This window comes from Micromonospora xinjiangensis (assembly GCF_056150165.1).
Map to the genome: position 1 here is coordinate 441,861 of NZ_JAXCFO010000005.1, position 25,866 is coordinate 467,726.

Sequence of the window (25,866 nt, forward strand, 5' to 3'; positions counted from 1 at the left end):
TCACGCCCACCCGGACACACGGCGACCGGCGCGGGTCAGGACGCGCAGCAGTCCTCGGGCAGCTCGCCGTCGGAGACCTTCCACGTCAGGTCACGCAGGACGACCAGCTCGCCCGTGGTGAGCCCGTCGAGCAGTCGAGAGTCGGACATGATCCGGTGCACCCGCTCCCGCATCCGCCGCCCGGCCTCGGTGACCACGAGGGTCTTCTGCCGGCGGTCGGTGGGGTCGACCCGGCGCCGCACCAGCCCGGCCTGCTCCAGCTTGTCGACCAGGGCGGTCACGTTGGACCGGTCGCACCGCAGCTGCTCGGCGAGCTCCCGCGCCGGCAACGGCCGGTCCGGGTCCAGCTCGTGCAGGGCGCGGGCGACCGCGGGGGTGAGACCGAGCTCGGCGATCTCCACGTCCTGCTGGTGCCGGATGGCCGACGCCAGGTGCACGATCCGCCGCACGGCGTCGCCCGCCAGCCCCGAGCGGTCGGCCGGCTCGGGACCGCCGGTCGGGACGGCAGCCTGCGTCATGCCCCCAGTCTACGTGCGGAAATCAGAAGTTGATCACCCTCGCCGGCAGGTCCGCCACCCCCGTTCGGCCAGCCGGGCCCGGCGAGGTCGGCCGGGGCCGCCGGGCCGGCAGCCACCGTTTGGGCGTCTGCCGGCGTCGGTGCCAACGCGCCGGACCGACGCCGGGTCAACCGGGCGGCGGGGCGCCGGCGTCAGCCGGGGAGGAACGAGAAGCGCACCTGCCGCGTCGGGTTGTCGCCGTTGGTGTCGACCAGGCAGATCGACTGCCAGGTGCCGAGCGCCAACCGGCCGCCGAGGACCGGCAGCGTGGCGTACGGCGGGACGAACGCGGGCAGGACGTGGTCCCGGCCGTGACCGCGCGACCCGTGCCGATGCCGCCAGCGGTCGTCGCTCGGTAGCAGCTCGTCCAGCGCGGTGAGCAGGTCGTCGTCGGAGCCCGACCCGGTCTCGATGATCGCCAGGCCGGCGGTGGCGTGCGGCACGAAGACGTGCAGGAGGCCGTCGCCCTGGCCGGAGACGAAGCTCTGCGCCTCGGCGGTGATGTCCCGGACGGTGGGGCGGGAGCCGGTCTGGACGGTGATCACGTCACTACGCATACGTCGCATTCTGCCGCAGCCCCGGCGTCAGGAACCGCCGCCACCGCCCCCACCCGAGTCCCCGCCACCGCCGGAGCCGCCCGAGTCGCCGCCGGACCAACCACCCGAGTCGGAGCCCCCGGGCGCGTGGTGGGGCGTGTGCGGGATGTAGGTGTCGGCGTGCCGTCGGCGGGGCCCGGGCACCGGCCGGGCGGCCCGGCGCGGCGCCCGCAGTCCACGGCTCAGCAGGACCGCCCCGAGGGCGATCGCCGCCCCGGCGAGCAGCAGGACCGGCACGGGGGCCGCGTCGCCGGAGAGCAGCACCGGCACGGCGGGCAGCGCCACGAGAACCCCGGCCGCGATGGCCAGAGCCCCGCCCACCACGCGTCGTCCGTCCATGCGCGAACGGTAACCACTCCGGACAACCCCGCCCGGGGACGTCGTCGACCACGCAAAGTTACCCACGGGTACCTGTGTTGAGCGTCGCGTCGGGGGGACCTAGACGTGACGCCGGGTGCCACCAGGGGGCAGGATGGCGCTAGAGACCTATCCCACACACAACCGAGGGACCGCCTGTGGCTACGGAACGCAAGCGCCCGGTGATCACCGCCGGCCTGCCGAGCCAGCTTCCGGACATCGACCCAGAAGAGACCAGTGAATGGGTCGAGTCGCTCGACGGGGTCATCGACGAGCGCGGAACCAAGCGCGCCCGCTACGTGATGCTGCGCCTGCTGGAGCGCGCGCGGGAGCGCCAGGTCGGGGTGCCGTCCCTGACCACCACGGACTACATCAACACCATCCCGCCGGAGCGCGAGCCGTGGTTCCCGGGTGACGAGCACATCGAGCGGCGGATCCGGGCCTACATCCGGTGGAACGCCGCGATGCTGGTCCACCGGGCGCAGCGTCCCGAGATCGGCGTCGGTGGGCACATCTCCACCTTCGCCAGCTCGGCGTCGCTCTACGAGGTGGGGTTCAACCACTTCTTCCGTGGCAAGAACCACCCGGGCGGCGGCGACCACATCTTCTACCAGGGCCACGCGTCGCCCGGCATGTACGCGCGGGCCTTCCTGGAGGGGCGGCTCAGCGAGGACCAGCTGGATGGCTTCCGGCAGGAGCTGTCCCACCCGGGCGGCGCCCTGCCGTCGTACCCGCACCCGCGGCTGATGCCGGACTTCTGGGAGTTCCCCACCGTCTCGATGGGCCTCGGCGGCCTGAACGCCATCTACCAGGCCCGGTTCAACCGCTACCTGCACCACCGTGGCATCAAGGACACCTCCGACCAGCACGTGTGGGCGTTCCTCGGCGACGGCGAGATGGACGAGCCGGAGACGCTGGGCGCGATCGGGGTGGCCGCCCGCGAGGAGCTGGACAACCTCACCTTCGTGATCAACTGCAACCTCCAGCGGTTGGACGGCCCGGTCCGTGGCAACGGCAAGGTCATGCAGGAGCTGGAGGCGTTCTTCCGGGGCGCCGGTTGGAACGTCATCAAGGTGGTGTGGGGCCGCGAGTGGGACCCGCTGCTCGCCGCCGACACCGACGGCGCGCTGGTGAACCTCATGAACACCACGCCCGACGGTGACTACCAGACCTACAAGGCGGAGTCCGGCGCGTACGTCCGGGAGCACTTCTTCGGGCGCGACCCGCGCACCCGCAAGATGGTCGAGCACCTGAGCGACGACGAGATCTGGAACCTCAAGCGGGGCGGGCACGACTACCGCAAGCTCTACGCGGCCTACAAGGCGGCGGTCGAGCACACCGGCCAGCCCACCGTGATCCTCGCCAAGACGATCAAGGGCTGGACGCTCGGCTCGCACTTCGAGGGGCGCAACGCGACCCACCAGATGAAGAAGCTGACGCTGGAGGACCTGAAGACCTTCCGCGACCGGCTCTACCTGGACATCCCGGACTCGGCGCTGGAGGAGAACCCCTACCTGCCGCCGTACTTCCACCCGGGCGAGAAGTCCGACGAGATCGCCTACCTCAAGGAGCGGCGCGAGCAGCTCGGCGGCTACCTGCCGTCACGGCGCACCAGCGCCAAGCGGCTGGCCATTCCGGGGCCGGAGCGCTTCGCGGACGTCAAGCGGGGCTCGGGCAAGCAGAAGGTGGCCACCACCATGGCCTTCGTCCGCCTGCTCAAGGACCTGATGAAGGACAAGGAGTTCGGCAAGCGCTGGGTGCCGATCATCCCGGACGAGGCCCGGACGTTCGGCATGGACTCGCTCTTCCCGACGCAGAAGATCTACTCGCCGCACGGCCAGCGCTACACCTCCGTCGACCGGGACCTGTTCCTGTCGTACAAGGAGGCGACCGGCGGGCAGATCCTGCACGAGGGCATCAACGAGGCCGGTTCGGTGGCCTCGTTCACCGCCGCGGGCTCGTCGTACGCCACGCACGACGAGCCGATGATCCCGATGTACATCTTCTACTCGATGTTCGGGTTCCAGCGCACCGCGGACGGGCTGTGGGCGGCCGCCGACCAGATGGCCCGGGGCTTCCTGCTCGGTGCCACCGCCGGGCGGACCACGCTCAACGGTGAGGGTCTCCAGCACGAGGACGGGCACTCGCACCTGATCGCCGCCACGAACCCGGCGGTGGTCGCGTACGACCCGGCGTTCGCGTTCGAGATCGCGCACATCGTCGAGAGCGGCCTGCACCGGATGTACGGCGAGGCGCAGGAGAACGTCTTCTACTACCTGACGGTCTACAACGAGCCGATCTTCCAGCCGGTCGAGCCGGAGGGTGTGGACGTCGAGGGCATCGTCAAGGGCATCTACCGCTACGCCGCGGCGCCCAGCGTCGAGGGCGACGCGCCGAAGGCGAACATCCTCGCCTCCGGCACCGGCATGCAGTGGGCGCTCAAGGCGCAGCAGCTGCTCGCCCAGGACTGGGGCGTGGCCGCGGACGTGTGGTCGGTGACCTCCTGGACCGAGCTGCGTCGGGACGCGGTCGAGTGCGAGGAGCACAACCTCCTCAACCCGGGTGCGGAGGCGCGCGTGCCGTACGTGGCGCGGAAGCTGGCCGACGCCGACGGGCCGAAGGTCGCGGTCAGCGACTGGATGCGCGCGGTACCGGACCTGATCGCCCGCTGGGTACCCGGCGACTACACCTCGCTGGGCACCGACGGGTTCGGCATGTCGGACACCCGCCACGCCCTGCGTCGGCACTTCCACGTCGACGCCGAGTCGGTGGTGGTCGCCACGCTGCGGCAGCTCGCGCTCCGGGGCGCGGTGCCGACCACCGTGCCGGCCGAGGCGGCCAAGAAGTACGCGATCGACGACGTCAGCGCGGCCCCGGTCGGCGAGACCGGCGGCGACAGCTAGGACGCACGACCGCTGAAGGGCCCGCGCATCCGCGCGGGCCCTTCCCGTCTCCCCGAAACCCATGATCCCGTCGATCATGGACGTGTGGCGCCGGAAACGCCCCGGTACAGGCGTTTCGTACACGGCCACAACTGCGTGATCGACGGGGGCGGGGGCGGCGGGCAGGCGTGGCGGGGCGGGGCCGCACGTGCGGGTAGGGCGGTGGCCCGGGGTCCCTGGCGGGGACGCCGGGCCACCACCATCGCGGGTGACGCCGGGGACGGGCCCGGTCAGCCGACGGCGGCCAGGTCGGTCAGCCGGGCCAACGACTCCTCCAGATCGGCGCCGACCCGGCGCAGACCGAGCCGGAGCAGGGCGGCCTTGACCGGACCGGCCGGCCAGCGCACGACGATCAGCCGTACGACCGTGCCACCCTCCTCCTCGTCGGGAGTGAGTTGAACGTAGATCTCGGTGCGCGCCTCCGCCCGGGCACCGGCACCCTTGGCGCGCTCGCGCCACCCGATCAGGGTCGGCTCCTGGTAGGCGATCACCTCGGCTTCGTGCGCCGCGCCACGCCCGGCCTGGACCCGTTGCCGCCGACCGAAGCCCTCACCCGAGAGCACCTCGGCCGCGCGGACCCCCGCCAGCCAGGCCGGCAACTGCTCGGCCCGCTGTACGACGTCCCAGACCGCTTCCACCGGCGCCGCCACGTGCGCACTGCGTTCCACGAGGATCATTTCCGTCTTCCTCCAGTGAGGACATCCGCGATATTCGGCACTCTATGCGCAAATTCGGACGTACCTGGACGGGTTCGGAAAAAGACACGCCGAAAAGCATTGCGGATCCAGTCATCACGGCCTATGGCGCAATCCCGGCCCGCGTCCTAGAGTCCGAGCACGTTTCACATTGCTCGGGAGGGCGTATGCCGACCGCACCGCCGCCGCAGTTCCCCGCCGGATTCCGCTGGGGCGTCTCCACGTCGGCCTACCAGATCGAGGGCGCGGCCCACGCGGCCGGACGCGGCCCGTCGATCTGGGACACCTTCGCCCACTTCCCCGGTCGCATCGTCGACGGCAGCACCGGCGACATCGCCTGCGACCACTACCACCGCTACCGCGAGGACGTCGCGCTGACGGCCGGGCTGGGCGTCGGCGCGTACCGCTTCTCCGTCGCCTGGCCCCGCGTCCAGCCGGACGGCACCGGCCCGGCCAGCCCCGACGGGCTGGACTTCTACGACCGGCTCGTCGACGAGCTGCTCGCCCACGGCGTCGACCCGGTGGCCACGCTCTACCACTGGGACCTGCCGCAGCCCCTGGAGGACGCCGGCGGCTGGCTGGCCCGCGACACGGCGGCCCGCTTCGCCGCGTACGCGGACCTCGTCGCCGCCCGGCTCGGCGACCGGGTCAAGCTCTGGATCACCCTCAACGAGCCGTTCGTCCACATGAGCCTCGGCTACGGCACCGGCCAGCACGCGCCGGGCCGGGTGCTGCTCTTCGACGCCTTCCCCGTCGCCCACCACCAGCTGCTCGGGCACGGGCTGGCCGTCGCCGCGCTGCGCGCCCGCAGCGGCAGCCCGGTCGCCATCGCCAACAACTACTCCCCGGTGCGCGTGCTCGGCGACCGCGACACCGACCGGGCCGCCGGGGCGGCGTACGAGGCGCTGCACAACCGGCTGTTCACCGACCCGCTGCTCGGGCACGGCTATCCGGAGGGGACGGTCGGCGATCCGTCCCTCGTCCACGACGGCGACCTGGCGACCATCGCCGCCCCGATCGACGTGCTCGGCGTCAACTACTACAACCCCACGGGCGTACGCGCGCCGCGGGAGGACTCGCCACTGCCGTTCGAGCTGGCGCCGCTCGACGGCTACCCGCGCACCGCGTTCGACTGGCCGGTGGCGCCCGACGGGCTGCGTGAGCTGCTCGGCTGGCTGCACGGCAGGTACGGCGACGCGCTGCCGCCCATCGAGATCACCGAGAGCGGCTGCGCGTACGACGACGTGCCCGACGCCGACGGGCGGGTGCACGACCCGGAGCGGATCGCGTACCTCGACGGGCACCTGCGCGCGGTCCGCGCGGCGCTCGACGACGGGGTCGACGTCCGCGGGTACTTCGTGTGGTCGCTGCTGGACAACTGGGAGTGGGCCGAGGGGTTCACGAAGCGCTTCGGCCTGGTGCACGTCGACTACGCGAGCCAGGCGCGCACCCCGAAGTCCTCGTACGCCTGGCTGCGGGACGTCATCGCGGCCTCGCGCCCGGACCGGGCGCGGTGACCACCCTCGACCCGACGCCGGCCTCGCTGCCGGCGGCGTTGGCCGAACCGACGGCGCCGGTGCGGCGCGGCTGGATCGCGCTGATCTTCGCGGCCAACCTCGGGGTGTGGATGGCGTTCTTCACCCCGATCCAGGTGCTGCTGCCGCAGCAGATCGAGCGGATCGACCCGGGCGGCAAGGAGGCGATGCTGGCCGTGGTCACCGGGGTGGGAGCGCTCGCCGCGGTGATCGCCAACCCGTTGGCCGGCGCGCTCTCCGACCGGACCTGCCTGCGGCTGGGCCGGCACGAGTTCGGTCGCCGGCACGTCTGGACCGCCGGTGGGGCGGTGCTCGGCGCACTGGCCCTGGTGATCCTCGCCCAGCAGCGCACCGTGCTCGGGGTGGCGCTCGCCTGGGTCGCGGCCCAGGTCTGCCTCAACGCGATGCTCGCCAGCCTCACCGCGGCGATCCCCGACCGGGTCCCCGTCGCCCAGCGCGGCGGGGTCTCCGGCTGGGTGGGCATCCCGCAGGCGCTCGGCCTGGTGGTCGGCGCGGTGCTGGTCACGGCCGTGGTCACCGGCAACTCCGCCGGCTACGCCGCGGTGGCGCTGGCGGTGCTCGTGCTGGCGTTGCCGTTCGCGCTGCTCACCGCCGACGATCCGCTGCCCCGGGCGCACCGGCCGGCGCTGCGGCTGCGCGCTCTCGTGGCCTCGATGTGGGTCAGTCCGCGCCGGCACCCGGACTTCGCGTGGGCGTGGTTCACCCGGTTCCTGGTGCAGACGGGCAACGCGCTGGGCACCCTCTACCTGCTGTACTTCCTGACCGACGGCGTCCGGGTGGCCGACCCGGAGGGCTCCCTGCTGGTGCTCATCCTGCTCTACACGCTGGGCATGATGCTCACCGCGGTCCTCGCCGGCCGGATCAGCGACCGCTCCGGACGGCGGAAGATCTTCGTGATCATCTCCGGGCTGGTCATGGCGGTGGCGGCGGTGCTGCTCGCGGCCGCCCCGACGTGGCCCATGGCCATCGTCGCCGCGGTGCTGCTCGGCGCCGGTTACGGCGTCTACCTCTCGGTGGACGCCGCGTTGATCACCCAGGTGCTCCCCCGCGCCACGGACCGGGCCAAGGACCTCGGGGTGATCAACATCGCCAACTCGGCGCCGCAGGTGCTCGGCCCGGCGCTCTCCGCGCCGATCGTGGTGCACCTCGGCGGATACCCGACGCTCTACGCCGTCACCGCCGTGGTCACGCTGCTCGGCAGCGCCCTGGTGGTGAAGATCCGCTCGGTGCCCTGAGCCGACCCCTGCCCTAATGGGCTCGCGCAGCGCCGTAGGCTGGGGGCGTGACGGTACGTGTACGCTTCGCCCCTTCCCCGACCGGTATGTTCCACGTCGGCGGCGCCCGCTCGGCCCTGCAGAACTGGATCTACGCCAAGCAGCAGGGCGGGGTGTTCGTGCTCCGCATCGAGGACACCGACGCGGCGCGCAACAAGCCGGAGTGGACCGAGGGCATCCTCTCCGCGCTGGACTGGATCGGCATCGAGCGCACCAGCTACGAGGGCCCCCACTTCCAGTCGGAGAACGCCCACGAGCACCGGGCGGCCGCGCAACGGCTCTACGACTCGGGCCGGGCGTACTACTGCGACTGCACCCGCGAGGACGTGATCGCCCGCACGGGCTCGTCGCACTCCGGCTACGACGGCTACTGCCGGGACCGGGGCCTGGGCCCCGGCGAGGGGCGGGCGCTGCGCTTCCGCACGCCCGACGAGGGGGCGACCGTCGTCGTCGACCTGATCCGCGGCGAGCCGACGTTCGAGAACAAGCTGATCGAGGACTTCGTCATCGCCCGCGGCAACGGCTCGCCGGTCTTCCTGCTGGCCAACGTCGTGGACGACATGATCATGGGGATCACCCACGTGATCCGCGCCGAGGAGCACCTGCCCAACACGCCGAAGCAGCAGCTGCTCTGGGACGCGCTGGGGGTCAAGCCCCCGGTCTGGGCGCATGTGCCGGTGGTGGTCAACGAGAAGCGGCAGAAGCTCTCGAAGCGCCGGGACAAGGTGGCCCTCGAGGCGTACCGCGACGAGGGTTACCTCGCCGACGCGATGCGCAACTACCTGATGCTGCTCGGCTGGGCGCCCTCCGGCGACCGGGAGATCGTCCCCTGGTCGGTGATCGAGGAGGAGTTCCGGCTGGAGGACGTCAACCCGTCGCCGGCGTTCTTCGACGAGAAGAAGCTGCGCGCGTTCAACGGGGAGTACATCCGGGCGCTGTCCGTCGACGAGTTCATCGCCGCCTGCCAGCCGTGGCTGACCGGCACCGGCACCATCGCCCCGCCGCCGTGGCAGCCGGAGGAGTTCGACGCCGAGGCGTTCGCCGCCGTCGCGCCGCTGGCCCAGACCCGCATCGCGGTGCTCAGCGAGATCGTCCCGAACGTCGACTTCCTCTTCCTCGCCGCGCCGCTGATCGACGAGGCGGCCTGGGCCAAGGCCATGAAGGAGGGCTCGGCCGAGCTGCTCGACGCCGCCGCCGCGGCGTTCGAGGCCCTGCCGTCCTGGGACGCCGAGTCGATCAAGGCGGCGCTGGAGACGGTCGGCACCGAGCGGGGGCTCAAGCTCGGCAAGGCCCAGGCGCCGGTACGCGTCGCGGTTACCGGCCGCACCGTGGGCCTGCCGCTGTTCGAGTCGCTGGAGGTGCTCGGTCGGGAGCGGACGCTCGCCCGCCTGCGCGCCGCCCGCGTCCGCCTCGTCTGACGCCAGGGGAGGCAGCCCGACGGCTGCCTCCCCACCACGCCGGCCGGCCGCCGCACGCCCGGTCCACGGGCTCACCGCCGCTGCGCGCCACTCGCTCCCGCCTGCGCTTCGCCCGCCTCCCGCCGCCCGCCCGCGCGTCACCGCCCGGCCGGGACACCCGGCGGTGGCGCGGCACGCGTCCGGACGGCTCCGCTACGGGCGGTCGCGGGCGGAGCGGCGACGGAACAGGAGACCGGCGGCCAGGGCGGCGAGCAGCACGAGGGCCCCCGCCGCCCACAGCCAGCCGCTGGTGTCGTCCCGCTCGTCGGCGCTCGGCACGACGGCCCCGCTCGGGGTGACCTCGTCCGGCCCGGCGTTCGCGGTCGGGCTGCCCGTGGGGCTCGCCGACGGGGTCGCCGGTGCCGCGCCGCCGGTGGCCGTCGCGGTGGCGGACGGCGTGGCGGACGGATCGGCCGGAGTGCCGGTGGTCAGGGTGAACCGGACCTCGCCCTTGACCGGGTGCCCGTCGCCGGAGGCCACCTGGTAACCGACGATGTAGAGCCCCGCCCGGCCCGGCTTGAACGGCACCCGCACCCGGCTGCCGGAGAAGGCCGGCTCGCCGCCCGCGGCGGCCACATTGTCCGGTCCCGTCACTGTGATCTTCGTCGTAGCCGGGTCCAACCGGGACAGGAACCGCAGCTCGATCCGGGCCGGCGCGGACGCCACCCGAGCCCCGTCGCGGGGATCGCTGCCGGTCAAGGAGTTGTGCGCGGCGGCCGGCGCCGCCGGCAACACCAACGACACACCGAGCGCCACGCCGAGCACCGCTGGCACGAAGCGCGCCACACGTGCGACCCTGCCCCCCATGAACCCCTCCGTAAAGGTACGATCCGCCCGCTGATCAACGGCTGCTCATTGGTCGGGCCGAGATCGCACATAGTTCCAATTACTGTTCCACGTGCTGCAACCATTCGACATCCTGCGCAGTCTTGAGGTGTGGCGTCCGGTACGCGGACCGGTCGTCGTCGCGGATCCAGGCGTCAACTGCAGCAATGCCATCCATCGAACGGGGCGAGGAGGCGGCGATGGTCCGACGGGTGAGGCGTCTGGTCGCCGTACTGGCCAGCGCACTCGCGGCAACCCTGTCGGTCGGCTTCGCCGGCCCGGCACACGCCGCTCCGAAGCCGCCGCCACCCCCACCCGGGGTGGACATCACCGGAGTGGGCCTGGCGGAGCCGTTGCGGTTGCGCTCGGACACGCAGGCGGCGCTCGTGACGGCCGTGATCGACCAGGTCAGCTTCCTCGGTCGCATCGGGGCGTCCACCGGGCCGAAGGCGGCCGACCTCGGTCCGAAGTACACCGTCGTCGTGCTCGCCGGTGACACCCCCAAGCAGACGTACGACCTCTACCCGAGCGCCGCCGGCGGGCCGCGCGTCTACCGCCCGGCGAAGCAGCCGGACTCCCGCAAGACCAAGGCCGGGTGGTTCCTCGGCCGGCTCACGATGTCCGAGACGCTGCGCACGGCCGGGGTGCCGTTGGAGCGCCGGTACGACACGATCAGCGGCGGCGTCGGCGGCGGCGAGCGGGTGATCCCGGAGGACGCCCTCAACCCCGCCAGGGACATCGACGAGGCTTTCGGCGACCTTCAGCGCCTGCTGTTGCTCAACGTGGCGGTGGTGCTGATCATCACCACGGGTCTCGCCGGGATCGCGCTGCTGATCCGCCGGCGTACGCGCTGACCTCCACCGCCGCGCGGCCGGCTCAGCACCAGCGGCGCGGTGGCCGCTCCCGACGCCCGCCGCGCCGGGGCGGACGGACCGCGCCGTGCCGGTGCGCGCCGGCCCAGCCGGGCAGGTCGCTACGGCAGGCGGAGCCGGCCTCGACCGGCTCCGGCTCGGTCGGAATCGACTCCCCGGCGCGCTGCCGCGGCACCGCCGGGTCGTCCTCGGCCCGCTCGATCGGCCGGCTCGCGGCCGGCTCCGGCGGGAACGGCGGCACCGCGCCGAGCGGGCGGCGGTGCTTCGCGGCCGCCTGCTGATCGTGGTGGCCCGGCCGGCAGGGCTCCCCCTGGGCGCAGCCGTGGTCGGCCTCCCCCTGCCCCATCCCGGTCTCCTCACACTCGCCATCGCCCGCCGGCGGTCGCGCCGACGTGCAGTGTCACCGTACTGGCCGCCTCCGACGCGGTGTGCGGGGCGTACCAGGGTCGGTCGACCACGCGCCGGGCCGCGTACCTCCTTCGGCGGAGGAGGCCGCGCGTGACCTCCTCCCCGGGGCGGAGGGCGAGCGGCGACCGGTGTGGTGAGATCGGGGCATGCGACTGCCCCCGTGGCTCGGCTCGGGCACCCGGGGCCGGGACCTGGCGCTGGCCGTCGCGGCGCTCGTCGGCGGGCTCGTCCTGTTCGGCCTGGGCGTCCAGCCACAGCTGTCCTGGCATCCGGACCTGCCGGAGGCGTTGTTCCTGCTGCCGCTGGCCGCGATGTGCGTGGCGGTCGCGCTGCGGCGGGCGGCCACCCGTGCCGGCCTCGCCCTGGGCACGGTCGCCGTGGTGGCCGACGGGCTGCTCGGCACCTCGCTGGGCACCGTCCTGATCTACACCCAGGTGCTCTACGACGCCTGCGTGTACGGCCCGCCCCGCACCTGGCGGTGGCTGCTGCGGATCACCGTCGCCTCGAGCGTGCTCGCCATGGCCGTCGGCGTGCTCCTCGTCGGCACCTGGCGCGGGGTCGGCTTCGGTACGCCGCTCGTGCTGGCCGGGGTGGTGCCGGTGCTCACCGGGATCAGCGTGCGGCAGTACCGCGACCAGGCGGCCGCCGAGCGGGCCCGGGCCGAGCAGACCGCGCGCCTGGCCGAGCTCGACCGGCGGCAGGCGGTCGCCGCGGAGCGGGCGCGCATGGCACGGGAGCTGCACGACGTCATCGCCAACCACCTCAGCGCGGTGGCCATCCACGCCACCGCCGCGCTCTCCGTGCCGGGGCTCGACCGGTCCCAGGTCGAGTCGGCGCTGCGGGTCATCCGGGAGAACAGCGTGCAGGGCCTGGCCGAGATGCGGCAGATGATCGGTGTGCTGCGGGCGCCGGAGCGGCCCGGGGCCCCGGGCGACGACCCGGAGAGCGCGGTCCCCGCCCGGCTGGACGAGCTGGACCGGCTGGTGGAGCGAGCCCGGGCAGCGGGGCTGGCGGTCACGGTCAGCACCAGGGGCCGGCCGGAGGGCCTCCCGGTCGGCGTCGACCTGGCCGCCTACCGGATCGTGCAGGAGTCGTTGACCAACGCCCTCAAGCACGGCGGTGGGCAGGCCGACCTCGACATCACGTACCGGCCCGCCGAGGTGGTGGTGACCGTCGAGAACCCGCTCCGCGCCGGCCGGGCCGCGCTACCGGGGGCCGGCGCCGGGCTGATCGGCATGCGGGAACGCGCCGTGCTGCTGGACGGCCGGTTCGTGGCGGGCCCACGGGACGGCCGGTGGCGGGTCCGGGCCGCCCTGCCGACCGCGCGGCAGCCGTCGTGACGGCCCGGGGCGCCGAGCCGGCGGACGGCGCGGGCGGCACGCGGGCGGACGGCGCGCGCGGGCGGGGCGACCCGAGCGGAGCGACCCGGGTGGTGCTCGCCGACGACCAACCCGCCGTCCGGGCGGGGCTGGGGCTGATCCTCTCCGCCGCGGCGGACATCGAGGTGGTCGGCGAGGCCGGCGACGGGGACGAGGCGATCCGGCTGTGCCGCGAGCTGCGCCCGGACGTGGCGGTGCTCGACGTCCGCATGCCGCGCCGGGACGGCGTCGCCGCCACCCGGGAGATCGTCGCCGCGCAGCTCGCCGACGTGCTGGTGCTGACCACGTTCGACCTCGACGAGTACGTCTTCGGGGCGCTGCGGGCGGGCGCCGCCGGCTTCCTGCTGAAGGACACCGACGCCGCGGGGCTGCTGGCGGCGGTGCGTGCGGTGGCCCGCGGCGAGGGGATGATCGCCCCAGCGGTGACCCGGCGGCTGATCCACGCCTTCGCGACCGGCGCGCCGGCCGCACCGCCGCCCGGCCGGGCGGCGGTCGAGGCCCTCACCCCGCGCGAGCGCGACGTGCTGGCCTGTCTGGGGCTCGGCCTGTCCAACCAGCAGATCGCCGACCGGCTGGCGATGGCGGAGAGCACCACCAAGACCCACGTCAGCCGGATCCTCGGCAAGCTGGAGCTGCGCAGCCGGGTGCAGGCGGCCATCCTGGCCCAGGAGCTCGACCTGCCCGCTCCCCCGCCCGCCTGAGCCGGCCGACGGGCCGGCCTGGTTCCCCGCCCCGGAGCCGGCGCCCGCTCCCCGGCCCGGCAAGCCCGTCACGGCGGGGCTCGTCACGCCGCGCCTGGTCGCGGTCGGGCTGGTCACAGCGTGTGTCAGGCTGGTGCGGTGGGAAACGAGGCGGGCGACGGCGATCTGAGCGCCACGCTGCGCCGCATCGAGCGGGCGGCGGGAGCCCTGGCCACGGCGAGCGTGGCCCGGATGGACGAGACGCTGCCCTGGTTCCGAGCCCTGCCGGCCGACCAGCGCTCCTGGGTCATGCTGGTGGCCCAGGCCGGTGTCCGGTCGCTCGTGCAGTGGCTGGGCTCCGGCGGCGGCAGCACGGACAGCACGCAGGAGGTCTCCGACGAGGTCTTCGCGGCCGCGCCCCAGGCGCTGGCCCGCTCGATCACCCTCCAGCAGACGGTCGCACTGATCAAGGTGACCATCGACGTGGTCGAGGAGCAGGTGCCCCACCTGGCCGCCGAGGGCGAGGAGCAGCGACTGCGCGACGCCGTGCTGCGCTTCTCCCGCGAGATCGCCTTCGCCGCCGCCCGGGTGTACGCGCGCGCCGCCGAGTCGCGTGGCGCGTGGGACGCCCGGTTGCAGGCGCTGCTGGTGGACGCGCTGCTGCGCGGCGACTCGCCGGACGTGCTGGCCAGTCGGGCGGCCGCGCTGGGCTGGGCGGACGCCCCGCCGGTCGCGGTCGCGGTCGGGCGCTCCCCCGGCGGGGAGGTCTCCGCCGTGCTGCACACGGTCTACCGGCAGGCGAGGCGGATCGGCGCCGAGGTGATCGGTGGCGTGCACGGCGACCGGCTCGTCGTCGTGCTCGGTGGCACCGCCGACCCGGTGGCCGCCACCGGCAAGCTGCTGGGCGCGTTCGGCGACGGGCCGGTGGTCGTCGGGCCGCCGGTGCCGAGCCTCGACGCGGCCGCCGAGTCGGCGCGGGCCGCGCTGGCGGGTTTCCGGGCGGCGCCCGCCTGGCCGGGCGCGCCCCGTCCGGTGCCCGCCACGGACCTGCTGCCGGAGCGGGCGCTCGCGGGCGACGCGGAGGCCCGCCGACGGCTGCGGCACGACGTGTACGGTGTGCTGCTCCGCGCCGGCGGCGAGTTGCTGGGGACCCTGGACGCGTTCTTCGCCGCCGGGGGCACGTTGGAGAGCGCGGCCCGTGGGCTCTTCGTGCACCCGAACACGGTGCGCTACCGGTTGCGCCGGATCGCCGAGGTGACCGGCTTCTCGCCCCTCACCGCGCGGGACGCGTTCGCGCTCCAGGTGGCCCTCGCGGTCGGTCGGCTCGACCCAGTGGTCCCACCAGTCCCGACCCAGACAATCGGGCCAGGAGTCAGCAAAACGTCACAGACAGGTGATGATCACCGCCGATCTTTGTAGGGTCCCTCCAATACTCCTAGTGTGGTTTGGTCGGAGGCGGCACAGCGCTACCGGGGCGTATCCGGGAGAGTCATAGTCGTGCTCGCCGTACTTTCTCCCGGACAGGGTTCTCAGAAGCCCGGCTTCCTGACCCCCTGGCTCGACCTGACCGGCGCCGAAGCGCGTCTGCGCTGGTGGTCGGCCCTCGCCGGGGTCGACCTGGTGCGCCTGGGCACCGTCGCCGACGCCGACGAGATCAAGGACACCGCCCGCACCCAGCCCCTGCTGGTCGCCGCGGCGCTGCTCGCCGCCGAACACCTGCCGATGCACGACGTGACGGTCACCGCCGGCCACAGCGTCGGCGAGCTGGGGGCAGCCGCCCTGGCCGGGGTGCTCCCCGCCGAGGCCGCCATCACGCTGGCCGGCGTACGCGGCCGGGAGATGGCCGCCGCCTGCGCGCTGGAGCCGACCGGGATGGCGGCCGTGCTGGGCGGCGACCCCGACGAGGTGCTCGCCGCGATCGAGGCACACGGGCTGCACCCGGCCAACCGCAACGGGGCCGGTCAGATCGTCGCCGCCGGCGCGCTGGACGCCCTCGACAAGCTCGCCGCCGAGCCGCCCGCGAAGACCCGGATCATCCGGCTCCAGGTGGCCGGCGCCTTCCACACCCCGTACATGGCGCCCGCCGAGGCGGCCCTCGCCGCGGTGGCCGCCGGGATCACCCCGACCGACCCGAGCCGGATTCTCCTGTCCAACCGGGACGGCTCCGCGGTCAACCACGGCGGGGAGATGGTGCAGCGCCTGGTCCGCCAGGTCACCGCCCCGGTCCGCTGGGACCTCTGCATGCGTACGCTCGCGGACCTCGGCGTCACCGGCGTGATCGAGCTGCCGCCGGCCGGCACCCTCGCCGGGCTGGTCAAGCGGGAGCTGAAGGGCACCGACGCCCCCGAGATCGTCACCCTGAACACCCCGGACGACCTGCCCGCCGCGCGCGACCTGATCGCCCGGCACGGCGCGGCGCCGAGTCACGAGCCGGCCATCTCCTTCCGGGTCGTGGTCGCCCCGGCCGCCGGCACCTTCGCCCCGGTCGAGGGCCTCGCCGAGGGCGACACGCTCCGCTCCGGCCAGGTGATCGGCCACGTCGCCACCCGGCAGGGGCCGGTCGAGGTCACCGCCCACGACAGCGGCGCGCTCACCGAGTGGCTCGCCCACCACGACGACCCGGTCGCCCCGGGCCAACCACTCGCCCGCATCGGAGGACACAACTGATGGCCGGAAGCCGGATCGTCGCCCTGGGGCACTACCAGCCCTCCCGGGTGGTCACCAACGACGACCTCGCCCGGATGGTCGACACCAACGACGAGTGGATCCGGGACCGGGTCGGCATCGTCACCCGACGGATCGCCGACAACGAGACGGTGGCCGACATGGCCGCGGCCGCCGCGGGCAAGGCGCTGGCCAACTCCGGGCTCACCGCCGCCGACATCGACCTCGTCGTGGTCGCCACCTGCACGTCCGTGGACCGCAGCCCGAACGTGGCCTGCCGGGTAGCGGCGAAGCTCGGCATCACCGCGCCCGGGGCGTACGACATCAACACCGCCTGCTCGGGCTTCTCGTACGCGCTGGGCACCGTCGACCACGCCATCCGGGCCGGCGCGGCGCGCAACGCGATCGTCATCGGCGCGGAGAAGCTCTCCGACTTCACCGACTGGACCGACCGCTCGACCTGCATCATCTTCGGCGACGGCGCCGGCGCCGCGGTGGTCACCGCGACCGGCGACGACGAGCCGGTCGGCGTCGGCCCGGTGCTCTGGGGCTCGGTGCCCGAGAAGAGCGAGGCGGTGCGGATCGAGGGCTGGCGGCCGTACGTGCAGCAGGAGGGGCAGGCCGTCTTCCGCTGGGCGACGACCTCGCTCGCCCCGCTGGCCCTGCAGGCCTGCGAGCGGGCCGGGGTGGCCCCCTCCGAGCTGGCCGCGTTCGTGCCGCACCAGGCGAACGCCCGGATCATCGACGGCATCGCCAAGCGCCTCGACATCCCCGACGCGATCATCGCGAAGGACATCGTCGAGTCCGGCAACACCTCCGCGGCGAGCGTGCCGCTGGCCCTGTCGAAGCTCGTCGAGCGGCGGGAGATCCCCTCGGGGGCCCCGGTGCTGCTCTTCGGTTTCGGTGGTGGCCTCACCTACGCGGGCCAGGTCGTCCGCTGCCCCTGAAACCCGACTCGGCGCGCGGCGCCGAGGCGAAAGTCGGGCGGCGAGGCCGTCCGACGCGATCAACCCGATGAGAGGAACGAACCGTAATGACCCGTGACGAGATCACCGCCGGCCTCGCCGAGATCCTCGAAGAGGTTGCCGGGGTGAACCCGGACGAGGTGGCCGAGGGGAAGTCCTTCACCGACGACCTGGACGTCGACTCGCTCTCCATGGTGGAGGTCGTGGTGGCGGCCGAGGAGAAGTTCGGCGTCAAGATCCCGGACAACGAGGTGCAGAACCTCAAGACCGTCGGTGACGCGGTCAGCTACATCGAGGCGCAGTCCTGATCATGACTCGCCCCGACGTCGTCGTCACCGGGCTCGGCGCGACGACCCCGCTCGGCGGGGACGTCGCGTCGACCTGGGAAGCCATGGTCGCCGGCCGCTCCGGGGTGAGCCCGCTCACCCAGGAGTGGGCGGCACAACTGCCGGTGCGGATCGCCGCGCAGCTCGCCGTCGAGCCGTCCGAGGTGCTGGAGCGGGTACGCCTGCGCCGGCTGGACCGCTCCGAGGCGATCGCCATCATCGCGGCGAAGCAGGCCTGGGCGGACGCCGCGCTGGCCGACTCCGGGCTGGACCCGGAGCGGTTGGCGGTGAGCGTGGGCTCCGGCATCGGTGGCGCCACCACCCTTCTGGCCCAGGACGACATCCTCGAGGCCTCCGGGCCTCGCCGCGTCTCCCCGCACACCGTGCCGATGCTCATGCCGAACGGTCCGGCCGCCTGGGTCGGGCTCGAACTCGGCGCCAAGGCCGGTGTGCACTCGGTCGCCAGCGCCTGCGCGACCGGTGCGGAGGCGATCGCGCTCGGCCTCGACATGATCCGGTCGGGCCGCGCCGACGTGGTCGTGGCCGGCGGCACCGAGGCGGTCATCCACCCGCTGCCGATCGCCGGATTCGCCTCGATGCGGGCCATGTCCACCCGCAACGAGGAGCCGGAGAAGGCTTCCCGTCCGTGGGACTCCGGCCGGGACGGCTTCGTGCTCGGTGAGGGCGCGGGCGTGGTCGTCCTGGAGCGGGCCGACCACGCCGCCGCGCGTGGAGCCCGGGTGTACGCCCGGCTCGCCGGCGCGGGGATCACCTCGGACGCGTACGACATCGTGCAGCCGCACAACGAGGGTGAGGGCGCCATCCGGGCGATCTCGAAGGCGATCGCCGACGCGGACATCGCCAAGCGGGACATCGTCCACGTGAACGCGCACGCCACGTCGACCCCGATCGGCGACATGCTGGAGATCGGCGCGCTGCACAAGGCGCTCGGCGACCATCCGGTGCTCGCCGCGACCAAGTCGATGACCGGGCACCTGCTCGGCGCGGCCGGCGCGCTCGAGTCGATCGCCACGATCCTCGCCATCCGCGACGGTGTCGTACCTCCGACGATCAACCTCGACGACCCCGACAAGGACCTCACCCTGGACGTGGCCGCCCACAAGGCGCGCCACATGGAGATCCCCGCCGCGCTGAACAACGCGTTCGGCTTCGGCGGCCACAACGTGGCTCTCGTCTTTGCGCGGGCCTGAGACCACAGCCTTGGAGGCTCACGTGACCACCACCGCCGTCGGTGCGGACACGACCACCGTGGACTACCGAGATCCCGAGCTGCGGCTCCGGGCTCTCTTCGACGCCGGCTCGTTGCGCCTGCTGGCGCCCCGGGACACCTCCGGGGTGATGTGGGCGCGCGGCGAGATCGACGGCACGCCGGCCATCGCCTTCGCCAGCGACGGGACCCGGATGGGCGGCGCGATGGGCGCCGAGGGGTGCCGGCACATCGTCGACGCGATCGACACCGCCGTGCGGGAGCGGGTGCCGGTGCTCGGCCTCTGGCACTCCGGCGGCGCCCGGCTGCCCGAGGGCGTGCTTGCCCTCGACGCCGTCGGGCAGGTCTTCTCCGCCATGGTCCGGGCCTCCGGCCGGGTGCCGCAGATCTCCGTGGTGCTCGGGCCGGCCGCCGGTGGCGCGGCCTACGGGCCCGCGCTGACCGACATCGTGGTGATGGGCGGCGCGGGCCGGATCTTCGTGACCGGCCCGGAGGTGGTGCGCAGCGTCACCGGCGAACAGGTCGACATGGAGCGCCTCGGCGGTCCCGAGCCGCACGGCCGCCGCTCCGGCGTCGCCCACGTCACCTGCAAGGACGACGACGAGGCGATCGCCGAGGCGCGCAAGCTCGCCGCGCTGCTCGGCAACCAGGGCCGGCTCAGCCCGGACGACGTGCCGGCCGGCGACGAGGACGGCCACGACCTCGCCGCCAAGATGCCGGCCGAGGCCAACCGGGCGTACGACGTGAAGCCGGTGGTCAAGGCGCTGCTCGACGCCCCCGGCGTGGAGCTGCACGCCAAGTGGGCGCCGAACATCGTCACCACGCTCGGCCGGTTCGCCGGCCGGACGGTCGGCGTGATCGCCAACAACCCGCTCCGCCTCGGTGGCTGCCTGGACGCCTCCAGCGCCGAGAAGGCGGCACGGTTCGTGCGGATGTGCGACTCGCTCGGCGTGCCGCTGGTCGTGCTGGTCGACGTCCCCGGCTACCTGCCCGGCCTCGGGCAGGAGTGGGACGGCGTCGTGCGGCGCGGGGCGAAGCTGCTGCACGCCTTCGCCGAGGCCGTCGTGCCGCGGGTGACCCTGGTGACCCGCAAGGCGTACGGCGGCGCGTACATCGCCATGAACTCGCGCTCGCTCGGCGCCACGGCCGTGTTCGCCTGGCCGAACGCGGAACTCGCCGTGATGGGTGCGAGCGCGGCGGTGAACGTCCTGCACCGCAAGAAGCTCGCCGCCGCACCGGCGGAGGAGCGGGAGGCGCTGCGGGCCCAGCTGATCGAGGAGCAGACCCGGGTCGCCGGTGGTGTCAACCGGGCACTCGAGATCGGCGTGGTCGACGACGTGATTAAGCCGGCCGAGACCCGGCGCCGGATCGCCGAGGCGCTCGCCGCGGCGCCGGCCGCCCGGGGCGCGCACGGCAACATCCCCCTGTGACGAACGGTGCACCGTGAGGGCCCGCGCTCGCCGAGCGCGGGCCCTCACCCGTCACCGGGCCTGGTTGCGCGGGTGTCGCTTCGCGGTCCGCTCGTTGCCTCGCCGGTAGTTGCCGGTCCACCTCGCCATGACCAGCTGCGGATCGTCGTCGACCTCGTCGAGGAACCGCGCGGCCCGACCGCCCCGCAGGGTGCCGGCCACCCGGTGGTGGTGCCAGATCACCACGCTACCGTCCGGCCGTTCCACGTACCGGAATCCCTGCGCCATGCCGGCGAGCCTGCCAGCGGCGCACCGGCGCGCGCGACGAGATTCCCGCCGGCTGCGGGGTTGACTCTCCAGCGACTGGAGACGAGAGGCTCATCGCCGTGAACGACCGTAGCGACCTGTTCAGCATCGGGCAGCTCGCCCGCCGGACCGGCCTCACCGTGCGGACCATCCGCTTCTGGTCCGACCTGGGGTTGCTGCCGCCGACGACCCGCTCGGCGGGCGGCTACCGGCTCTACGACGCCGCCTCGGTGGCCCGCCTGGAATTGCTCGGCAGCCTGCGGGAGCTGGGCATCGGCCTCGACGACGCACGCCGGATCCTGGACCGGCAGGTGAGCGTCCGGGACGTGGCCCGGGCACACGTCCGGGCGCTGGACGCGGAGATCCGGACGCTGCGTCTGCGCCGGGCGGTGCTGCGGTCGATCACCCGACGTGGCAGCACGAGCGAGGAGTGGAAACTCATGAACGATCTGGCCCGCCTCTCCGCCCGGGAGCGGCAGCAAATCATCGACGACTTCGTCGCCGAGGTCTTCGACGGCGTCGACGTGGACCTGGGTACGGGGTTGGCCCAGGCCATGCGCGCCATGCCCGCGGAGCTGCCCGACGAGCCCACCGACGAGGAGGTGGACGCCTGGCTGGAGCTGGCCGAGCTGGTCGCCGACCCGGACTTCCGCCGCCGGGTACGGGAGATGGCGGTGGCCGGCTCGACGGAGCGGGACGCTCCCCCGCCGCAGCCGCTGCCGTCGGTCGAGCCCGCGCGGGCGGCGCTGGCGGCCGGCGTCGACCCGGCGTCCCCGCAGGCCCGGGCGGTGCTCGACGAGATGGTCGACCCGGCGCTGTCCGCCGAGGAGCGGCGGGCACTGGCCGACGGGATGGCGACGTTCACCGACCGGCGCGTGGAGCGGTACTGGCAGCTTCTCGGGATCCTCAACCGACGCCCGCCGTTCCCGCCGGCCGTTCCGGCGGTGGAGTGGTTGATCGCCGCCCTGCGCGCGCAGCGCTGAGCACGGCACGCCCCGGGCGTCACTGTCCGTTTCCGTCCTGGTCGACGGGAGCGACTACGCTCCGGGGCGTGTCCGACGACACCACCCCGGCGGCGGAGCCGTCCGCCCAACGGTTCGTGGTCTGCGGCGACGGCGCGCTCGCCCGCCGCCTGGTGGCGGAGCTCGTCGACCGGTACGGCGCGCAGGTCACGGTGGTGCTGCCGTCGCTGAACGAGAACCACGCACCGGACATCGCGGAGTTCGGGCCGGAGACCGGCGAGCCGGGGCTGCGGCCGGAGGTCCTGGTGGCGCGCCGGTTGACCGCGGAGGTGCTGGACCGCGCCAGGGTGCGGCAGGCGGCGGCGGTCGCGCTGGTCGGCGCCGACGACGTCACCAACGTGGACGCCGCCATGATCGTCCGTGAGCTGGACCCGGACGTACGGCTCGTCGTCCGCCTGTTCAATCCCGTGCTGGGCGAGGGCGTGTCGAGCATGCTCGGGGACTGCGCCGTGCTGTCCGGGTCCGAGATCGCCGCCCCGGCGTTCGTGGCGGCGACGCTGGGCGACGAGGCCCCCACCTACCTGCGGCTACCCGACGGCGAACTGCTCCGCACGGCAAGCCGGCGCACCCTCGACGAGGCCGCCGACATCGTCTGCGCGCTGGCGCGCACCGACGGGCCCGAGCCGGTCACGCTGCCGTCGGACGAGGATGCCGCCGATCTGGTCCTCGTCCGGGCGTACGGGCAGCCCCGCCCCGAGCCGCCCCGACGGCGTCGCCCCCGCCTGCTGCGGACCACCGCCCTCGTCTTCGGGCGGAACCTGCGGCGGACGTTGGCCGGCATGGCCGTGCTGTTCGTCGCCGCCGGCGCGGTGCTCGCGTACGCCCGGGGCCTGCGACCGGTCGAGGCCGTCTACCTGGCGCTGCTCACGGCGCTCGGCGGTGCCGAGGCCGACCCGGGAGCCCCGCTGGCCGAGAAGGTGACCGCGGTGGTCCTGGCGGTCGCGGGCGTCGCGATCGTGCCGGCGGTCACCGCGCTGGTCGTCGACGCGCTCGTGCACGCCCGGCTGAAGGTGGCGGCCGGCGGGCTCGCCGACCCGGTCACCGATCACGTGATCGTGGTGGGGCTGGGCAACGTGGGCACCCGGGTGCTCCAGGAGCTGCACGCGTTCGGCGTGCCGGTGGTCGGGGTGGACCGGACGGCGTCGGCGCGGGGGGTGGCCGTCGGTCGCGAGTTCGGGCTCCCCGTGGTGATCGGCGACGCGACCAGCCCGGAGACCCTCCGCGCCGCCTCCGTGCAGACCTGCCGGGCACTGGTCGTGCTGACCGGGGACGACGTGACGAACCTGGAGACCGCGCTGCTCGGGCGTTCGACGCACGCCACCGGCCGGGCGCCGTCCGGGCAACCGGGCGGGTCGCCGCGCGTCGTGCTCCGGCTCTTCGACGACGGGTTCGCCCAACGCGTCCAGCGGACCTTCGGTCTCACCCGGTCGCGCAGCGTGTCGTACCTCGCGGCACCCGCCTTCGCGGCGGCCATGATGGGACGCGAGGTGATCGACACCATCTCCGTCGGCCGCCGCGTCCTCCTCCTGGCCGAGCTCCCGATCGGCGCCGGCTCGGAACTCGAGGGCGCGTTCTGTCCCGACATCTCGCGGCCGGGCGAGGTCCGCGTCATCGCGATGCGTACCGGCCGGGCGGGCCAGACGATCTGGTCGCTGCCCCAGCGCCGCCCGCTGGTACGCACCGACCGGCTGATCGTGGTGGCGACCCGGGCGGGGCTCGCCGCGCTGCTGCCCCGGGCCGTGTCCAGCCCGGATCCTCCGGCGCTGGCCGAGCCGACGCCGCTGCCGCTGCTGCTGCGAGGAGGGCGACGCCGGCCGGGCGATCACCCCGGACCGGCCGCCTCGGACCCGGGCGATCCGGGGCCGCCGCACGCCGGAGCCCGGTCGGAGGCCTGACGGGTCAGCTGTCGCAGGTGCTCGCGGGCAGGCCGGGCACGGTCACCGGGGACCGGCCCGCGGGGCGCGCCTTGCCGGCCAGCACGCGGGCCAGCGCGGTCATCGACGCCCGGCTGGAGGAGTAGGTGGCCAGCAGGGTCGGCGAGGTGGCCGAGCCCAGCACGTACGGGGTGTCCATCGCGACCGTGACGGCGGCGTCGGCACGCAGGTCACCGGCCCCGTCGCCGTAACCCACCAGGTGCACCACCGTGCCGCCGCTCGGCACCACCCGCACCCCCGCCGCCTTCAGCGCCTGGGAGAGCAGGGCCCGGGTGCCGTCGCGGCCGCTCGACGAGGTGACCGTGACCGGCCCCCGGACCGGGGTGGTCCCGCAGGAGCCGCGCAGTACCGTCACCGCAGCGGCGGCGAGGGCGTCGGCCGCCTTGCGGTGCTCCGGACCGTTGAGCGTGGACATCGCGGGCGCGGGCGGGCCGGCCAGCCGGAACTTCATGGTCAGCACCCGGGTCACCGCGTCGACCAGCCGGGCCCGTGGCAGCGAGCCGTCGCGCAGCGCGGCGAGCAGGCCGTCGTACGCCTGGGTGACGTTCGGCGTCATGAGGATGAGGTCGTTGCCGGCGTTGAGCGCCCGCACCGCGGCCTCCCCCGGCGACCAACGCTTGGCCGGCGCCATGTTCATGCCGTCGGTGATCACCACGCCCTGGAAACCGAGTTGGTTGCGGAGCACGTCGGTGAGGAGCTTGTGGGAGAAGGTCGCCGGCGTGCCGGGGTCGACCGACCGCACGTCGAGGTGGGCGGACATCACGGCCATCGTGCCGGCGTCTATGCCAGCTTCGAACGATGGCCAGGCGCCGGCCTCCAACGCCTCCCGGGGCTGGGTGAGCACCGGAAGCTCCTCGTGGGAGTCGTCGGCGCTGTGCCCGTGCCCGGGGAAGTGCTTCAGGGTGGCGGCCACCCCCGCGCCCTGCAGCCCCCGGACGGCGGCCCCGACCTGCGGCGACACGCGCTGCGGGTCGGCGCCGAACGACCGGGAGCCGATCACCGTGCTGCGGGTGGCGAGCACGTCGGCGACGGGAGCGAAGTCGAGGTTGATTCCCATGGCGGCCAGCTCGTTGCCGGCGGCCCGCCAGGCGGCCTCGGTCAGCGCCGGGTCACCGGCCGCCCCGGCGGCCAGCGCGCTGGGCAGCACCGTCACCCCGTCGGTGATCCGGGTGACCACGCCGTACTCCTGGTCGGTGCCGATGAGGAACGGCGCCGCACCGGTGGGCAGCTTGCCGGCGGCCTCACGCAGCCCCGTCGTCAGGGCCCGGACCTGGGTCGGGCTGTCGACGTTGGTGGTCTCCTGGTTGCCCTTGGTCGGGTCGTCCGCGCTGAAGCCGACGAGGATCAGCCCGCCGAGCCGGTACTTCGTGATCATCTCGGCCGGGGTGTCCACCCCGGCGAGCGCCCGGTTGCCGGCCGCCGAGCCGGGCGACACGCTGGTCGCCGCGCTGCCGTACGCGTACGGCATCAGCACCTGACCCACCAGGTCCTCGTCGCTGAGCGTGCCGACGAGGACCCGCGCGCGGGCCGCGGGATCGTCGGGCGCGGTGCTCGGTGTCGCGCGGGGTGTCGCCGCGCCCGGCGGCGTGCTCGACGGCGTCGGCTCGGGGCGCTCCGGGGCACCCGAGCAGCCGGAGACGAGAACAGCGGTCAGGGCGGCGACAGCGAGGGGAGTGCGGCGGAACGACACGCCGCCCATCCCACCAGTTCACCGCGTATCGGGGCAACTTGACCTTTCCCCGGAGCCGCCCGCTCCGGCCCGGGCGCGCACCTCGGGGCGGGGGTCACCCGACGCGCGTGAGGAGGGTCACGGGCGCGCCGTCGCCCGCGTACCGGTAGGGCTCCAGTTCCGCGTCCCACGCGGTGCCGAGCGCCTTGTCGAGCGCGTGGGCGATCGCTTCCGGGGCGCGGGCGGTCGCGAGGATGCTGCGGAGCCGGTCCTCCCCGAGCTGGATGTCGCCGGCCGCGCCGACCGTGGCGCGGAACAGGCCCCGCCCCGGGACGTGCATGAAGCGCTCACCGTCGGCACCGGGGCTCGGCTCCTCGGTCACCTCGAAACGGATCATGGGCCACTGCCTCAGGGCAGCAGCCAGCTCGGCGCCCGTCCCCGGACGACCGGTCCACCCGCACTCGGCCCGGCGGGCGCCGGGATCGACGGGCTGTGCGGTCCACTGCAGGTTGACCGGCGCGGCAAGGACGCGCGCGATCGCCCACTCGACGTGCGAGCACACGGCGAGCGGGGTCGAGTGGACGTATACGACGCCACGCGTTGGCACGGTGACCTCCCGGAGAGCGAGGTGCGTCTTCCCCTACGACCTCGATCACCGAGTGGCTCCTGCAACACATGATGACTTGTGTGACGGATGGTGCGCCAGAGAATCGGAAAACTCGCCGGTGGAAACCGCCGGAATAGC

Annotated in this window: 24 protein-coding genes; 15 read left to right on the forward strand and 9 right to left on the reverse strand. The window is 74.0% G+C overall.

Features of this window, described 5'->3' with window-relative positions; translation table 11 throughout:
- Positions 1–35: 35 nt before the first annotated feature.
- The 3 genes from SM573_RS20890 to SM573_RS20900 all read right to left on the reverse strand — a co-directional run bounded on the left by SM573_RS20890 (position 36) and on the right by SM573_RS20900 (position 1,492).
- Positions 36–518, reverse strand: a complete 483-nt coding sequence (locus tag SM573_RS20890; protein WP_474613010.1) for a MarR family winged helix-turn-helix transcriptional regulator — start codon at positions 516–518, stop codon at positions 36–38.
- A 191-nt stretch (positions 519–709) separates the two neighbouring features.
- Complete coding sequence (locus SM573_RS20895) at positions 710–1,114, reverse strand: YjbQ family protein (protein WP_474613009.1); 405 nt, start codon at positions 1,112–1,114, stop codon at positions 710–712.
- Between the two features lie 27 nt (positions 1,115–1,141).
- On the reverse strand, positions 1,142–1,492 hold the full coding sequence (locus SM573_RS20900; RefSeq protein ID WP_474616847.1) for a hypothetical protein: 351 nt from the start codon (positions 1,490–1,492) through the stop codon (positions 1,142–1,144).
- Positions 1,493–1,668: 176 nt separating this feature from the next.
- Between SM573_RS20900 and aceE the strand changes: the two genes are divergently transcribed.
- On the forward strand, positions 1,669–4,413 hold the full coding sequence (gene aceE, locus SM573_RS20905; protein WP_474616848.1) for a pyruvate dehydrogenase (acetyl-transferring), homodimeric type: 2,745 nt from the start codon (positions 1,669–1,671) through the stop codon (positions 4,411–4,413).
- Positions 4,414–4,682: 269 nt separating this feature from the next.
- Here the strand turns inward: aceE and SM573_RS20910 are convergent, their stop codons facing one another.
- Entirely contained in the window at positions 4,683–5,129 is a 447-nt protein-coding gene (locus SM573_RS20910) for an SRPBCC family protein (protein ID WP_474613007.1), read from the reverse strand.
- A gap of 185 nt (positions 5,130–5,314) precedes the next feature.
- Here SM573_RS20910 and SM573_RS20915 point away from each other — a divergent pair, with 185 nt between their 5' ends.
- The 3 genes from SM573_RS20915 to gltX are packed head-to-tail and all read left to right on the forward strand — an operon-like array spanning position 5,315 to position 9,395.
- On the forward strand, positions 5,315–6,664 hold the full coding sequence (locus tag SM573_RS20915) for a GH1 family beta-glucosidase (protein WP_474616849.1): 1,350 nt from the start codon (positions 5,315–5,317) through the stop codon (positions 6,662–6,664).
- Complete coding sequence (locus tag SM573_RS20920) at positions 6,661–7,938, forward strand: MFS transporter (protein WP_474616850.1); 1,278 nt, start codon at positions 6,661–6,663, stop codon at positions 7,936–7,938. Before SM573_RS20915 ends, SM573_RS20920 begins: the two co-directional genes overlap by 4 nt.
- 47 nt (positions 7,939–7,985) lie before the next feature.
- Entirely contained in the window at positions 7,986–9,395 is a 1,410-nt protein-coding gene (gene gltX / locus SM573_RS20925; RefSeq protein ID WP_474616851.1) for a glutamate--tRNA ligase, read from the forward strand.
- 192 nt (positions 9,396–9,587) lie between these two features.
- Here gltX and SM573_RS20930 read toward each other — a convergent pair whose 3' ends face one another.
- Entirely contained in the window at positions 9,588–10,220 is a 633-nt protein-coding gene (locus tag SM573_RS20930; RefSeq protein WP_474616852.1) for a copper resistance CopC family protein, read from the reverse strand.
- A gap of 239 nt (positions 10,221–10,459) precedes the next feature.
- Between SM573_RS20930 and SM573_RS20935 the strand changes: the two genes are divergently transcribed.
- Complete coding sequence (locus SM573_RS20935; RefSeq protein WP_474613268.1) at positions 10,460–11,113, forward strand: hypothetical protein; 654 nt, start codon at positions 10,460–10,462, stop codon at positions 11,111–11,113.
- Positions 11,114–11,135: 22 nt separating this feature from the next.
- On the opposite strand, the gene SM573_RS20940 is transcribed toward SM573_RS20935, so the two are convergent.
- Positions 11,136–11,477 (reverse strand): hypothetical protein, encoded by a 342-nt coding sequence (locus SM573_RS20940; protein WP_474613002.1) that lies wholly within the window; start codon positions 11,475–11,477, stop codon positions 11,136–11,138.
- Between the two features lie 208 nt (positions 11,478–11,685).
- Here SM573_RS20940 and SM573_RS20945 point away from each other — a divergent pair, with 208 nt between their 5' ends.
- The 8 genes from SM573_RS20945 to SM573_RS20980 all read left to right on the forward strand — a co-directional run bounded on the left by SM573_RS20945 (position 11,686) and on the right by SM573_RS20980 (position 20,211).
- Entirely contained in the window at positions 11,686–12,879 is a 1,194-nt protein-coding gene (locus SM573_RS20945) for a sensor histidine kinase (protein ID WP_474616853.1), read from the forward strand.
- Between the two features lie 89 nt (positions 12,880–12,968).
- On the forward strand, positions 12,969–13,619 hold the full coding sequence (locus SM573_RS20950; RefSeq protein WP_474616909.1) for a response regulator: 651 nt from the start codon (positions 12,969–12,971) through the stop codon (positions 13,617–13,619).
- 120 nt (positions 13,620–13,739) lie between these two features.
- Positions 13,740–15,017, forward strand: coding sequence for a PucR family transcriptional regulator (locus tag SM573_RS20955; protein WP_474613000.1), 1,278 nt, complete (start codon positions 13,740–13,742; stop codon positions 15,015–15,017).
- A gap of 78 nt (positions 15,018–15,095) precedes the next feature.
- Positions 15,096–16,265, forward strand: a complete 1,170-nt coding sequence (locus SM573_RS20960) for an acyltransferase domain-containing protein (RefSeq protein ID WP_474612999.1) — start codon at positions 15,096–15,098, stop codon at positions 16,263–16,265.
- Positions 16,265–17,209 carry a beta-ketoacyl-ACP synthase III gene (locus tag SM573_RS20965; RefSeq protein WP_474612998.1) on the forward strand — a complete coding sequence of 315 codons (945 nt, stop codon included), beginning with the start codon at positions 16,265–16,267 and terminating at the stop codon, positions 17,207–17,209. Before SM573_RS20960 ends, SM573_RS20965 begins: the two co-directional genes overlap by 1 nt.
- 86 nt (positions 17,210–17,295) lie before the next feature.
- Positions 17,296–17,535: an acyl carrier protein gene (locus tag SM573_RS20970; protein ID WP_064448230.1), complete on the forward strand. Its 240-nt coding sequence runs from the start codon at positions 17,296–17,298 to the stop codon at positions 17,533–17,535.
- A 2-nt stretch (positions 17,536–17,537) separates the two neighbouring features.
- A complete protein-coding gene (gene fabF, locus SM573_RS20975; RefSeq protein ID WP_474616854.1) occupies positions 17,538–18,764 on the forward strand; it encodes a beta-ketoacyl-ACP synthase II in 1,227 nt (408 codons plus the stop codon).
- A 22-nt stretch (positions 18,765–18,786) separates the two neighbouring features.
- On the forward strand, positions 18,787–20,211 hold the full coding sequence (locus SM573_RS20980; protein ID WP_474612996.1) for an acyl-CoA carboxylase subunit beta: 1,425 nt from the start codon (positions 18,787–18,789) through the stop codon (positions 20,209–20,211).
- Between the two features lie 51 nt (positions 20,212–20,262).
- Here the strand turns inward: SM573_RS20980 and SM573_RS20985 are convergent, their stop codons facing one another.
- The gene (locus SM573_RS20985; RefSeq protein ID WP_474616855.1) at positions 20,263–20,478 is read right to left on the reverse strand and encodes a hypothetical protein; all 216 of its coding nucleotides are present in this window, start codon (positions 20,476–20,478) and stop codon (positions 20,263–20,265) included.
- A 98-nt stretch (positions 20,479–20,576) separates the two neighbouring features.
- Here SM573_RS20985 and SM573_RS20990 point away from each other — a divergent pair, with 98 nt between their 5' ends.
- Positions 20,577–21,479 (forward strand): helix-turn-helix domain-containing protein, encoded by a 903-nt coding sequence (locus SM573_RS20990; protein ID WP_474612994.1) that lies wholly within the window; start codon positions 20,577–20,579, stop codon positions 21,477–21,479.
- 68 nt (positions 21,480–21,547) lie between these two features.
- A complete protein-coding gene (locus SM573_RS20995) occupies positions 21,548–23,413 on the forward strand; it encodes a potassium channel family protein (protein WP_474616856.1) in 1,866 nt (621 codons plus the stop codon).
- Between the two features lie 4 nt (positions 23,414–23,417).
- Here SM573_RS20995 and SM573_RS21000 read toward each other — a convergent pair whose 3' ends face one another.
- Both SM573_RS21000 and SM573_RS21005 read right to left on the reverse strand, forming a co-directional pair.
- Complete coding sequence (locus tag SM573_RS21000) at positions 23,418–25,151, reverse strand: glycoside hydrolase family 3 protein (protein WP_474612992.1); 1,734 nt, start codon at positions 25,149–25,151, stop codon at positions 23,418–23,420.
- A gap of 85 nt (positions 25,152–25,236) precedes the next feature.
- Complete coding sequence (locus tag SM573_RS21005; RefSeq protein ID WP_281572846.1) at positions 25,237–25,728, reverse strand: DUF3145 domain-containing protein; 492 nt, start codon at positions 25,726–25,728, stop codon at positions 25,237–25,239.
- Positions 25,729–25,866: the final 138 nt, after the last annotated feature.

Excerpts from the sequence above, each read along its gene's own strand:
- SM573_RS20965 (WP_474612998.1), top strand. The coding sequence starts at position 16,265 with ATGGCCGGAAGCCGGATCGTCGCCCTGGGGCACTACCAGCCCTCCCGG.
- SM573_RS20890 (WP_474613010.1), bottom strand. The coding sequence starts at position 518 with ATGACGCAGGCTGCCGTCCCGACCGGCGGTCCCGAGCCGGCCGACCGC.
- SM573_RS20935 (WP_474613268.1), top strand. The coding sequence starts at position 10,460 with ATGGTCCGACGGGTGAGGCGTCTGGTCGCCGTACTGGCCAGCGCACTC.
- SM573_RS20970 (WP_064448230.1), top strand. The coding sequence starts at position 17,296 with ATGACCCGTGACGAGATCACCGCCGGCCTCGCCGAGATCCTCGAAGAG.
- fabF (WP_474616854.1), top strand. The coding sequence starts at position 17,538 with ATGACTCGCCCCGACGTCGTCGTCACCGGGCTCGGCGCGACGACCCCG.
- SM573_RS20915 (WP_474616849.1), top strand. The coding sequence starts at position 5,315 with ATGCCGACCGCACCGCCGCCGCAGTTCCCCGCCGGATTCCGCTGGGGC.
- SM573_RS20945 (WP_474616853.1), top strand. The coding sequence starts at position 11,686 with ATGCGACTGCCCCCGTGGCTCGGCTCGGGCACCCGGGGCCGGGACCTG.
- SM573_RS20895 (WP_474613009.1), bottom strand. The coding sequence starts at position 1,114 with ATGCGTAGTGACGTGATCACCGTCCAGACCGGCTCCCGCCCCACCGTC.
- SM573_RS20900 (WP_474616847.1), bottom strand. The coding sequence starts at position 1,492 with ATGGACGGACGACGCGTGGTGGGCGGGGCTCTGGCCATCGCGGCCGGG.
- SM573_RS20985 (WP_474616855.1), bottom strand. The coding sequence starts at position 20,478 with ATGGCGCAGGGATTCCGGTACGTGGAACGGCCGGACGGTAGCGTGGTG.
- SM573_RS20910 (WP_474613007.1), bottom strand. The coding sequence starts at position 5,129 with ATGATCCTCGTGGAACGCAGTGCGCACGTGGCGGCGCCGGTGGAAGCG.
- SM573_RS21000 (WP_474612992.1), bottom strand. The coding sequence starts at position 25,151 with ATGGGCGGCGTGTCGTTCCGCCGCACTCCCCTCGCTGTCGCCGCCCTG.
- SM573_RS20940 (WP_474613002.1), bottom strand. The coding sequence starts at position 11,477 with ATGGGGCAGGGGGAGGCCGACCACGGCTGCGCCCAGGGGGAGCCCTGC.